The sequence below is a fragment of the Spartinivicinus poritis genome, from assembly GCF_028858535.1.
GTDB classification, from domain to species: Bacteria; Pseudomonadota; Gammaproteobacteria; order Pseudomonadales; family Zooshikellaceae; genus Spartinivicinus; species Spartinivicinus poritis.
Genome location: NZ_JAPMOU010000003.1, coordinates 235,130 through 247,730 on the forward strand (window position 1 = coordinate 235,130; position 12,601 = coordinate 247,730).

The following is a 12,601-nucleotide window of genomic DNA, read 5'->3' on the forward strand; positions in this document are numbered from 1 at the left end:
CATCAGTGAACAAAATAGTTGTTTTTGCCACTTATTTTTTGGTTACATTATCACAACTAAACAACCTAGGGTATGCTCAAACAAAACCAGTAACAGATGGAAGAGTACTTTATCAACAACACTGCCAAACTTGCCATGGTAAAAGCCGTTTAGGCGGCCATGGACCTGCCCTCTTACCTGGCAATCTATCTCGTCTAAAGCCTGCTGCAGCAGAAAACGTTATTAATGATGGCAGGCCCGCCACTCAAATGCCGGGCTTTTCCTCTGTTTTGAATCAACAACAGGTAACTGCTTTAGTTGATTTTATTTATCAGTCTCCAACTAAAGTGCCTCAATGGACACTAACAGAAATTAACAACTCTCATCGTATTCTTGTTTCAACGCACCAATTACCAAAACAGCCGACATATCAGGCAGATATGATGAACCTATTTGTGGTTGTGGAAAGTGGCGATCACCATGTCACCATTTTAGATGGTGATACGTTTAAACCAATACATCGATTCAAAAGTCATTATGCCTTACATGGCGGCCCTAAATTTTCTCCCAATGGACGATTTGTTTACTTTGCCTCACGGGATGGCTGGGTGAGTAAGTTTGATCTCTATAGTTTGCAAATAACTGCCGAGATTCGAGTCGGATTAAATACTCGCAATCTAGCAGCCAGTGCAGATGGTCATTATCTTATGGCAGCCAATTATTTACCGAATACTCTGGTATTACTCAACAGCCAGGATCTTTCTGTAGCAGATATTATTCCCGTATATGATAGCCATGGTAAATCATCAAGAGCCAGCGCTGTTTATACTGCCCCTCCTCGTAATAGCTTTATTGTTGCTCTCAAGGATGTTAAAGAAGTTTGGGAAATTCCATATAATCAACAGGGCGCCAACCAACTTAGGCAGTTATCAGTACTACCAGAACAGTCTTTATTATTACCACCACCTCCTTTTACCATCAAACGAATTCCTGTGACAGACTATCTCGATGATTTTTTCTTTGATGCAAACTATCAACACTTGGTTGGTAGCAGTCGGGAAACCCATACTGGCAATGTCATTCAACTTGATCAAGGTAAAAAAATTGCATCTATCCCATTAGCCGGTCTTCCACATCTAGGCTCAGGTATTTATTGGGATATTAACAACCAATCAGTGATGGCCACGCCAAATATTCAAAAAGGTATCATATCTATTATTGATATAAACACTTGGCAAGTGATTAAAGAAATCCCAACTGAAGGCCCTGGCTTTTTTATTCGCAGCCATAAGAACTCTCCTTATGCTTGGGCTGACGTATTTTTTGGGCCAAACAAAGAAAAAGTACATATTATTGATAAACAGCAATTGAAAATAATCAAAACGCTAGCCCCTATGCCAGGGAAAAATGCTGCTCACGTCGAGTTCAGTAAAGATGGCCGCTATGCACTGTTGAGTGTATGGGATATGGATGGCGCGCTTATTATTTACGATGCTAAAACACTCAAGGAAGTTAAACGATTACCTATGAAAAAACCTTCAGGTAAATATAATGTATATAATAAAACACATTATGCTGAAGGAACAAGCCATTAACCTGCCAACTAAATACTAAAAATACTTGCCTTTCCGTCAACTATATTGATGCCTGTCGGCATCAATATGAGGGTACTTCTAGTAACTGTTTATGGCTATATAAAACCGCTTCTAATTAATAGCCTCATACTGGCTAGTAATACGCTCCATTTTTTTTAACATAGACTCGGTTGTAGCAGCAATAACAAAAGGCACATATTGATTGTTTTTCATAAAGTTAAAACCAGACCGAGAAAACCGCCACTGTGAAATGACTTTATCCAAGGCCGAATTAAGTAATCCATTATTAACAGCAGAGTCTCTTAAAATAACTAATGCTCGATCATATTCATCAACGGCTATTTGCAATTGTTTTTGTAGATCACTTTCCTTTACCCCCCAACTTAAACCTGCGTATAACATAGCAATTCTTTGCGACAACATCCGCTGACGACCTGCCAGATTAATTAACTGACCTTTTTTACCTTTTGCCTGTTGTTCAAGCGTTACTACTAACTGATCGCATACTGCCAGTAAGCGATCAGCCTCCTTTATAACCTTTCCAGCTTGGTTAAGTAGTGGCTTCTGTGTTATCAGCAGATTGAATGTAGACCACTGTATCTGTATTGGTACTAACAATGCGTCCTGTTTTTGTTTGTTAAGGAAATTTGCTAACTGAGCCAATTGCTTCTCAAATAACTGCTGCCCAGCCTGCAGCTGTTGTTTGAACTTGCCAGTGGCGACACCTTGCCCAATAAGCAAATAAGATTTTGTTAGTCTCTGCGTAAGCATTCGCTGACGACCAGCAATATTAATAGCTCCATCTATTGATAGTTCTGTGGCACTCACAACAGGCTCAAACGGCTGTAGAAGTAAGCAGGTCAAAATCATAGTTAACAGAGAGCGTTTTACACACATAAACTAAACACCAGAACAGATAAATAATTCTACACCGTTATACATAATATGAGATATAAAGTGTTGTTTAAGGTCAACTAAGCAAGCATCACAAGTAATCATGCACAAAATAAAGTGTGCACTTTTCTTTGTGCTACCAACAACGGCTAGCATCCACGTTGCAATTAAGTCGTGTTACTTATTTTTTCAAGTAACCATCTTCACCCATAACATTTTTTACATCCTATTTCAGAAAATAATAGGTAAAGTATTAAAAACAGAATGATAGTTTTAATCACAGCATCTATTAATGCGAGCCAGCAACTTGACTCTAAGGTTTGCATTGAACAGCCCTCTACCCACTACGCTCAACAAAATGGCTGGACTTCACAATTAACTCATAGCATCTGTCAAGAAGTTATATGCTACATAGAAGCTGATATTTCCTGTATAGATGCAATATTATTTACTGTAGATTCAAGAAACATGGGTATTTCAGTAATACGGAAAATACCTATTGAAGTGCTATATAAAGCAGGCTGCACTGAGTAAATAAATTTTATTCTCAAGTCATGCTTACCAACTGTTCACTTATTAAGCAAAAAATAGTATTTAAATAATCGATGTCCAGCTACTTCTGTATATTGAATGTTTATTAATTGATTAATTAATAGTAATATGTCACGATTTAGAGATAACTTGGATTATAGGCAGGATGTTAACTTTGAAAAAAACGATAGTAATGACTGTTATTGCAAGTACCGCTCTAGTGGGATGTGGTACACGGAAGATTGCTGTTTTTCCTGAAGCCAAAACCATTAAAGCCATGACACCTCAAGAAGTCACTAGGAAGTCAGAGTGTCAGTTTGTAGGTACCCACACTATCACCAAAGCTCACCCTAATAATGTTTCTCGTGAATTAAAAAATGTTACCTACCAAAAAGGTGGTAACCGCTACTTTATTTCTAAAGTTTTATCTACATCTAAAAAGTCTAGACCAACCGGGGTTGTCGCTGAGCTGTACAGCTGTGATCTGACAACAGGAGCCGCTGTTTATCCACCTTCATCAGCACCAGCCGTTATCAACGATAGCGCTAGAACCTCATTGATTCCTGGAGCTCACTCAGTACGTGCGATTTCCTTTGCAGAAATAGAAAACAATTTGTGTAAAGTGCTCGGCACCCATACTGTACCTAAAACCCACCCCGATAATATTGAGCCTGAATTGGCTAACCAAAGTTACATGATGGGTGGCAACCGCTATCATATTACCAAAATTATTTCGACCAAAAATGCAAAACCAACTTCAGTAATTGCTGATGTATACAGATGTAAGCATCAGTCTGTGCATTTTTAATCATAGTCATAAAAGTAGCACTGTAAAAAAGGTGTAACCTGCTATATATAGGGTTACACCTTTTTTGTTAAAAGCAACGTATATTAAACATTACCTGTTTTATCAGTCCACTGCGGCTTATTCTTCGCTTTATACACCTCCTGCTGTTCAAATAAAAACGTATTAAAGGCTTCATTCGCTAGCTCAAAATTCACTTGAGTCGGTTGTTGTTTATAGTCTGCTACCGCTTTTTCAAGACGAGCTTTTAACTCATCATTGCCAATCTGCGTTAATAAACGCTGCACTTCTTGATGGACCGTAGTCTTACTCGTAGCAATATTGCGGAAAATTTTACCAAATGCCGACTGATGACGCTGTATAAAAGCATCCCAGCGGTCTGCTTGATTAGTTCCCTGCAAGGTATTAAATATCGGTAAAATATAGCTTAATGTATTACTACCCAGCCACTCACCACGCACGGTATTTTGACTGGCATTTACTTTAACCTTCCCTCCCACTTCCACACCAGGCGTCACGGGAGCAGAAGCGCCTCCACCTATATTAATGCCAGATTGGGTACCTAAACGAACAAACTGCAATGCCCACTTATTATTTTCAGAACGTCTTAGACGGATATTGACACTAGCACCTGCTTCTAAACCAAGATCACCAGCAAAACTTAAACTATCACCCACTTGTTTAGAAAGCTCTTCAGCAGAAATACTGGCATCACTACCATTAGCTTGAAAAATACTGTTTAACCCACTAAATGCAGCCCGTTCAGATGCCATTAAACTGGTAAGGTCATTCAAGCCTAACTGTCCTTTAAGGGTAATATTAAACTCTACAAACTCCCCTTGCCGATAATGGTTAGGATGCTTAATCGTATTAAAATAATTAACATTAATGCCTAAGGCGGCATGTTCTGCAGGCAAGGAAATAGCTAAAGTACCACTCTCATAATTACGTTTAAATTCACCATCCACCTTAAAACTTAATTTTTCTAAAAAGGTTTTATCAGATACATGAAAAAGAGGTCGTTTTAAGCGGTTTTCAAAATGAGTAAAGCTTTCTGTCTGTTGACTCACCTGGGTAGCTGAAGCACTGGCTTGATAAACTTGCTGAAGTGCAGAGTAAGCAACCATGACTGCTTTAGTAAATTCACCACGCCCTTTAGTGCCTCGATTGGCCTCAATTGAAGCTTTTACTTGTCTAGCTTGCTTAAGTTGCTGTTTATCCACTTGCTGTGGGTGCTGCTTAGCATAATCACAAAACTGGACAACCTGGCTGTAATACTCAAACTCGGCAGCAAGCTCATCAATCACTTGCTTGGCTCGATCAGACAATGCTAATTGTGTATTATTTTTTTCATTGATTTCAGCTAGCCGATTAATACTCGGCATATAATATTGCTTTTTAAAACGCTGAATACGACTACTATCGTCTTTTAGACTATCCAGCAGCCTATCATACTTATGTACATTACCTGCAAAATTTATGCGGGAGTATGTTCCCTGGAATACTCGATGAAATAACTGCAAGCCCGCATTAAATTGTTTTTTAATAATGGGAATTCGTAACGGTATTTCTTTAGGCTGTACAACTTGGCTTTCAACTTGACTGGCCAAGCCATGTTTTAGCAACAAATTATTTAATCGATGCTGCCCGGCTAATGCCTGTTGCTGCAAGCCAGCAAACTGACGATTTTCTTGCCACCCTTTGAGGTGCTTAACGCCTTTTCCTGCGCCAGCTGTAAATAAGGCTCCCATCATATTATCAACATGTCGGTCAATAAAATCACTTAAGGCGTTATCATTATAAATCACGCCTTTTGTTACCTTGACATCACCTGACGCCTGCATGATTTTCTTTTCACCTGCAGTGATACCTAACTGCAGGCCACCGGTACGAAACTCTAAAATACCTGTATCATCATCAGCCTCTACATATAAGCCAACATCAATACCTACATTGCCTTTTAACAAGTCAAGACCAAATAAGCCAGCCCCTGCTGTCAGTTGCAATGATAAATTGATTTGTGAGTTATTACCGGGCTGCTCAAAACGTCTCAATTGCTGATACATTTGGGCTTTTAGTTCATCTCTGGCAATTAGCAGCCCTTTCACTCTCACTTGAACGGCCAACAACTGAATTAATTCTTTTAAATCCCCTTTTGGTAAGGCTTGAGATAAATTTGCTAATCCCTGTTGCAAACTCTCCACTTCAGCCACCGTCAAGTTAGCTTGATCTTTGTGATTAAATAAGGTTTGCAATGCTTGAAGTTGTTCAAAAGCATGACTTAATAACTGTTGCCGCTTTGGATTACTAAGTTCAAGGGGCCGGAACTTCTGTTGCAATAAAATCTGCAACAGTTGCTGGGTATCCTGTCGAGAAAACTGCCCGTGCGGATCAGTCCAACGAAATGGAGCCTGCCTACTTGGCACTTCCACTTGTTTTGGCTGCCATTGTGCAGGCACACTTAGGCTGCGCTGAAATAAGCCAGCCATTTGCTGCTGTTCTGAAGAGGTTGCAGGAGCTAAACTAAGCCGTCGGCCACGGTGGCTAGCTGTACACTGCTCCCTCTCACTTACTGTACGATTACTGTCATCCAGTTGACTTAAACGACTGAGGCCATCCAGGCGATCCATTGAAGACATAAGACAACTCCTCACCTGTTAATTTATCTGGGTGATTTTTATTATTATTAAATTCTTTAAAACAGCCTTCCCGTGGCTATATTAGCTATATTTAAAAAATGCTTATATTAATTACATATCAACACATTAGTATTAGTCCAGCAAAAAAATAGTTCTTTAGTGCAGAGACTTTTTAGTTTAGTTTTTCGGCTATAAAAATTAATAATGCAGGGGTTTTTGGCAAGTTTGCCAAAACACAAAAAAGGGGAGACAGGTATTTTATTTGCCACCATCCATGGTGGTCATAGCTAACTTTAAGCAACAAGCAAAAAGAGAGATCAGCTCGTTTAATAACAATCAATTTAGGGTTTAAAGCGCATCACCAATCCTGATAATGACCAACGTTTGGCAATAGACTGCTGCTGTTGAATAACACTGTCTTTGGATAAAGATGGGCCTACAAATACTCGGGTTAACCCCTTTTGGCCATTCGAGACTTGTTTACTATAAGCCTTATATCCCGCTGCTCTTAATTCACTTAATAGCTTATCTGCATTGGTCTGATTACCGAATGTGGCCAACTGCAATGTCCAGGTAACAGGCACTCCTTGCTCATCTAAACTAGGAATTATCTGCTGGGCATTAACAGATTCGGTAGGCTCAATTTTCTCTTCTAACTGCGGGGCTGTTTTTTTCTCATCAGCAACTATATCCCTATCATCAGTTATCAGCTCAACAGGTACTTGCTCCTCAACGATAGGCTGAGTGTTGTCTTGTGGTTCATTTTCTTCACTCTTATTACTGACCAGCTCTTTTTGACGCTCAGCTACCCGCTGACGCTGCTGCTCAATATAAGCAGGTTCAACAACGGCTGTCGGCGGCTGTGGAATAGGCACTTTCACCACTTGATAAGGGGTTTCCTGGTCAAATAATTGCGGCAAAAAAATCACGGCTAATGCCACCAGAACAATCGCCCCAACCAACCGTTGTTTTAAGCCGTCATCCATTATTTATTTCTGCTCCTCAACCCAACATGGAATAAACGCTAATGTTTCTGCAACAGTATAGAATGAGCCTAGCACGATAATTTCTTCATTGGGCTCTGCTTCTTTGACAGCTTGCTCAATTGCCAATCTAACTTGCTTAAATGGCTGCACATTTTCTATTGCTTGGCCAGCAAAAACTGCTTTCAACGCCTCAACGGACAAAGCTCGTTCAGCATCAACCTGGCTGATATACCAATGATCAATGACTGGAGTCATCGCTGCTACAATGCCCTCAACATCTTTATCAGCCAATACAGCAAAAACCGCTCGCCTTGCTTGATAAGTTTGTTGCAAACGCTGTGCGATCATTTCTGCCGCAGCGGGGTTATGGGCAACATCTAAAATCAATCGAACCGGCTTACCTTTAATCCTGACTTGCTCTACTTGCAAGCGGCCTAATAGTCTAGCACTCATTAAGCCATTCACTATGGCTTCATACGGTATTGATAAAGGCAACTGTTGCAGGGTTTGCAAGACAGTTAGTGCATTGGTAAAGGGCAGCGAAGGATAAGGCAAACCAGGTATTTCACAATCAACGACTTTTCCAGCCCTATCGATATTTGTTTTACCTTTAAATACCCAGGTATTAGCTTGTTGTTCAGCAATAAAGTCCTTACCTTTAACCAACAGCTGAAACTGCTCGGCTTCAGCTCGCTGGATAACTGACGGGTAAAGGGTTTCATCACCATAGATCAATGGCGCATCTGGCCGAGCGATACCGGTTTTTTCCCAGGCAATTGTATTTAAGTCATTACCTAAAAAGCTTTCATGGTCCAGGCCAATACTAGTCACTACAGCAATATCCGGATCAATAATATTGACTGCATCCAACCGCCCCCCTAACCCCACTTCAAGCAATACAACATCTAACGGCTGTTGCTGAAACAACCAAAAAGCTGCCAAAGTGCCAAACTCAAAGTAAGTTAGAGAAGTCTCTTTCCTGGCTAAGTCAACCGCATGGAATGCTTCTATTAACTGGCTATCGGATACCGGCTGCCCCTCAATCACCACTCGTTCGTTATAGTGTAAAAAGTGAGGAGAGGTATATACCCCAACTCGGTAACCCGCCTGTTGTAAAATCGCCTGCAACATGGCAATAGTACTGCCTTTGCCATTAGTACCTGCAACCGTAATCACCCATTTGCCAAGTTTAGCTGGATTAAGTTGGGTAAAAACCTGTTGAATGCGCGTTAAACCAAGATCAATTTCGGTAGGGTGAAGGCTCTCTAACCAAGAGAGCCACTCAGTTAATTGTTTACACCTCATTTTTTGGTTCTGTTGCAGGTGGCTGCTCTTCAGTATTCTCTGTATTTGCTTCAGCAGCTGGCTCGCTGGTTTCACTCGCGTCATCACTCTGCGCCTGATCGGCAACAGCTGTCGTCTCTTCTTCTGCCACCTCATTCGCAGCAATTTCTGCAGTAAAATAAAAGGTCATTTTTTCCAGTAAGGAAGCAATCCGGTCACGAAGCTGGCTTCGTTGTAAAATCATATCAACGGTGCCATGTTCTAATAAAAACTCACTGCGTTGAAAGCCTTCAGGTAATTTTTCCCGAACCGTTTGCTCAATGACTCGAGGACCAGCAAAGCCAATCAGTGCATTTGGCTCAGCAATATTAATATCACCCAACATGGCTAAACTGGCAGAAACCCCACCATAAACTGGATCAGTCAAAACAGAAATAAAAGGCAGGCCTGCGGCTTTCAGTTTTTCAAGCGCAGCACTGGTTTTTGCCATTTGCATTAAAGAAAATAACGCTTCCTGCATCCGCGCCCCACCGCTGGCCGCAAAACACACTAAAGCGCAACGTTGCTCCAAACAGACATTCACCGCTTGAACAAATTTCTCTCCCACTACTGACCCCATTGAGCCGCCCATAAAGGAAAACTCAAAGGCTACTGTAGCCACGGGTACACCTTTAACAGTACCTTTCATGGCTAATAACGCATCTTTTTGCCCGGTTTGTTTTTGTGCAGCATTTAACCGGTCTTTATATTTTTTGCTATCTCTGAATTTCAGGCGATCTTCCGGCTCTAAATCTGCCGCAATTTCCTCACGATTTTCTGGATCTAAAAAGTAATCTAAACGCGTTCTAGCAGAAATCCGCATATGGTGGTCACATTTTGGACACACATCGAGATTTTCTTCAAGCTTTGGCTGATACAAAATTGCCCCACACTTGACGCACTTTTTCCACAGCCCTTCTGGTACATTACTGTGTTTTTTCGAACCAGACAAAGACGGCAGATTAAATTTATCTAATAACCAATTAGCCATAAGTTGCTACCTAAAATAACAAAGCGGAGGTGCTAATGCAGAACCCCTATGAATATTCTGGGGCAATACCCTAGCACTTCCGCTACAAACAAAAAATACGATAAAACCCTATATAAGATCTATTGACGTTTGCTCCAAGATTCTGCTAAGGGCAAACACCAAACAAAACCTATTAATCAATTGCCTGACGAATAGAGCCTAGTAGCTCTTTAACCGCAGCAATGGTAGTTTGATCATTATTGCCAGCAGCAATTTTTTTCACAATTGCACTGCCCACCACCACTGCATCAGCCGTTTGAGCAATCGCCCTGGCCGTTTCCGCATCTCGAATACCAAACCCAACACCCACAGGTAACTGAGTATATTGTCGAATCCTTGCTAGTTGACTGTTGACCGCATCGACATCAAGGGTAGCAGCCCCAGTGACACCTTTTAAGGACACATAATAAATAAACCCAGAGGCACTATCACAAATGGTTTTAATTCTGGCTTCTGCTGTCGTAGGGGCTAATAGATAAATAGTATCTATATCTTTTGCTTTTAGCTGTTCAGCCAACGGGCCAGCCTCTTCTGGTGGTAAGTCCACGGTTAAGACGCCATCGACACCCGCTTCAGCAGCAGCTTCAGCAAATACTTGATAGCCCATCACTTCAACTGGATTGAGATATCCCATTAATACAACAGGCGTTTGATTATCCTGTTGGCGAAACTCAGCCACCATTGCCAACACGTTTGACAGCGTAACGCCATGGGATAGTGCTCTCTCGCAAGCCTGCTGAATAACAGGCCCATCAGCCATGGGGTCAGAAAAGGGGACCCCAAGCTCAATAATGTTAGCCCCCGCTTCCACCATTGCATGCATTAACGGCACAGTCAGCTGGGGTGAATTATCACCAGCGGTCACATAAGGAATCAACGCCTTCCGCTGTGTGTTTTTCAGTTGTTCAAAACAAGATTGTATTCGACTCATTGTTCGCCCCGTTAGCTCCAGTCCACGCCATCAATTGCCGCTACGGTATGAATATCTTTATCGCCACGGCCTGATAAATTGACCACAATGACTTGATCATTTGCCATCGTGGGTGCTAGCTTTTCGACATAAGCTAACGCATGACTACTTTCTAAAGCAGGGATAATCCCTTCCATACGAGTCAAACTATGAAATGCGGCTAATGCCTCCTGGTCAGTAACCGCCACATATTCTGCTCGGCCAGTATCTTTTAACCAAGCATGCTCAGGCCCTACGCCAGGATAGTCTAAACCTGCCGAAATAGAGTGAGTGTGAATGATCTGGCCTGCATCATCTTCCATTAAATATGTGCGGTTGCCGTGCAATACCCCTGGTTTACCAGCACATAAAGGTGCTGCATGACGACCAGTGGCCAAGCCTTCACCAGCTGCCTCTACTCCAATAATATTAACGGAGGTATCACCAATAAAGGGATAAAACAACCCAATCGCATTAGAGCCACCCCCGACACAAGCCACAATGCTATCGGGTAATTTACCTGTTTGCTCAAGACATTGACTACGCGCTTCACGGCCAATGACTGACTGAAAATCACGGACCATTTGAGGATAAGGGTGGGGCCCGGCCACAGTACCAATAATATAAAAGGTATTATCTACATTGGTCACCCAGTCACGCATGGCTTCATTTAAAGCATCTTTTAGGGTACGAGAGCCAGACTCAACAGGAATCACTTCAGCACCCAGTAGCGACATCCGATACACATTCAACGATTGTCGTTTAACGTCTTCAGCACCCATATAGACATGACACTCTAAGCCCAGGCGAGCAGCTACGGTTGCTGAAGCAACGCCATGCTGGCCAGCTCCGGTTTCAGCAATCACCCGAGGCTTCCCCATATGCTTAGCCAGTAGTGCCTGGCCAATGGTGTTATTCACCTTATGGGCACCAGTATGATTTAAGTCTTCACGCTTTAAATAAATTTGCGCACCACCCAGGTGCTTGGACCATCGCTCAGCAAAATACAGTGGAGATGGACGACCAACATAGTGAGCTAGGTCTTTATCAAACTCTGCCTGAAAGTCTGGGTCTCGCCACAATTTGTGGTAAGTTTCTTCTAACTCAGCTAATGCCGCCATCAAGGTTTCAGATACAAAACGACCACCGTAAGGCCCAAAATGACCACGGCTGTCGGGTAGTTTTAATAGATCTTCAACACTGTATTGTTGAGACACTGGCAACCTCTCGAATAAACGCATTAATTTTGGCAGGATCCTTAATACCTTTTGCTTGCTCCACCCCGCCACTCACATCCACAGCAAAAGGTTTTACCTGTTGAATAGCCATTGCCACATTATCAGCGGATAAGCCACCGGCAAGAATAATCGGTTTGCTGGGATGAGCAGGAATACACTGCCAATTAAAAGTTTCACCGGTTCCACCTGGAATACCGGGGCGGTAACTATCTAATAAGATACCTGCCGCCGACTTATACTGCCCGATAATACGGTTAATATCCATCCCTTCTCGCACTCGAAGGGCTTTTATATAAGGTTTATTGAATTGCTGACAAAAAGCTTCTGACTCATCACCATGAAATTGCAGTAATCCCAATGGCACTTCAGTTAACACTTGTTGTACAAATTCTGTTGCTGCATTCACAAACAGGCCAACTGTCGTAATAAATGGAGACAAGCTCGCTGCGATTGCAGCCGCCTGTTGGATATTCACCGCTCTTGGGCTTTGCTCATAAAACACTAGGCCTATGGCATCAGCACCGGCATTCACCACGGCCTCAGCATCCACCACCCGAGTGATACCACAAATTTTTACCCGTACACGTTGATTCATATACAACTCAAAACCAAGTTATTCAAAACTAAGCTAG

11 protein-coding genes are annotated in these 12,601 nt (G+C 42.0%); 3 read left to right on the plus strand and 8 right to left on the minus strand.

All coding sequences use genetic code 11. From position 1 onward, the window contains the following. Window positions 1-5 precede the first annotated feature (5 nt). Entirely contained in the window at window positions 6-1,574 is a 1,569-nt protein-coding gene (locus ORQ98_RS04060; protein WP_274687500.1) for a nitrite reductase, read from the plus strand. A 111-nt stretch (window positions 1,575-1,685) separates the two neighbouring features. Here the strand turns inward: ORQ98_RS04060 and ORQ98_RS04065 are convergent, their stop codons facing one another. Further along, complete coding sequence (locus ORQ98_RS04065) at window positions 1,686-2,471, minus strand: type IV pili methyl-accepting chemotaxis transducer N-terminal domain-containing protein (protein ID WP_274687501.1); 786 nt, start codon at window positions 2,469-2,471, stop codon at window positions 1,686-1,688. Between the two features lie 261 nt (window positions 2,472-2,732). Between ORQ98_RS04065 and ORQ98_RS04070 the strand changes: the two genes are divergently transcribed. Beyond that, window positions 2,733-3,002 (plus strand): hypothetical protein, encoded by a 270-nt coding sequence (locus ORQ98_RS04070; protein ID WP_274687502.1) that lies wholly within the window; start codon window positions 2,733-2,735, stop codon window positions 3,000-3,002. A 172-nt stretch (window positions 3,003-3,174) separates the two neighbouring features. Then, window positions 3,175-3,807 (plus strand): hypothetical protein, encoded by a 633-nt coding sequence (locus ORQ98_RS04075; RefSeq protein ID WP_274687503.1) that lies wholly within the window; start codon window positions 3,175-3,177, stop codon window positions 3,805-3,807. 83 nt (window positions 3,808-3,890) lie between these two features. Here the strand turns inward: ORQ98_RS04075 and ORQ98_RS04080 are convergent, their stop codons facing one another. From ORQ98_RS04080 to ORQ98_RS04110, 7 genes are all read right to left on the minus strand, one after another. Beyond that, a complete protein-coding gene (locus ORQ98_RS04080) occupies window positions 3,891-6,443 on the minus strand; it encodes a hypothetical protein (RefSeq protein WP_274687504.1) in 2,553 nt (850 codons plus the stop codon). A gap of 341 nt (window positions 6,444-6,784) precedes the next feature. Continuing rightward, window positions 6,785-7,429: an SPOR domain-containing protein gene (locus ORQ98_RS04085; RefSeq protein ID WP_274687505.1), complete on the minus strand. Its 645-nt coding sequence runs from the start codon at window positions 7,427-7,429 to the stop codon at window positions 6,785-6,787. Between the two features lie 3 nt (window positions 7,430-7,432). Continuing rightward, complete coding sequence (gene folC / locus ORQ98_RS04090; RefSeq protein WP_274687506.1) at window positions 7,433-8,734, minus strand: bifunctional tetrahydrofolate synthase/dihydrofolate synthase; 1,302 nt, start codon at window positions 8,732-8,734, stop codon at window positions 7,433-7,435. Beyond that, the gene (gene accD / locus ORQ98_RS04095; RefSeq protein WP_274687507.1) at window positions 8,724-9,743 is read right to left on the minus strand and encodes an acetyl-CoA carboxylase, carboxyltransferase subunit beta; all 1,020 of its coding nucleotides are present in this window, start codon (window positions 9,741-9,743) and stop codon (window positions 8,724-8,726) included. Before accD ends, folC begins: the two co-directional genes overlap by 11 nt. A gap of 172 nt (window positions 9,744-9,915) precedes the next feature. Next, window positions 9,916-10,713 carry a tryptophan synthase subunit alpha gene (gene trpA, locus ORQ98_RS04100; RefSeq protein WP_274687508.1) on the minus strand — a complete coding sequence of 266 codons (798 nt, stop codon included), beginning with the start codon at window positions 10,711-10,713 and terminating at the stop codon, window positions 9,916-9,918. Between the two features lie 11 nt (window positions 10,714-10,724). Further along, complete coding sequence (trpB, locus tag ORQ98_RS04105; protein ID WP_274687509.1) at window positions 10,725-11,948, minus strand: tryptophan synthase subunit beta; 1,224 nt, start codon at window positions 11,946-11,948, stop codon at window positions 10,725-10,727. Further along, window positions 11,926-12,564 carry a phosphoribosylanthranilate isomerase gene (locus ORQ98_RS04110; protein WP_274687510.1) on the minus strand — a complete coding sequence of 213 codons (639 nt, stop codon included), beginning with the start codon at window positions 12,562-12,564 and terminating at the stop codon, window positions 11,926-11,928. Before ORQ98_RS04110 ends, trpB begins: the two co-directional genes overlap by 23 nt. Window positions 12,565-12,601: the final 37 nt, after the last annotated feature.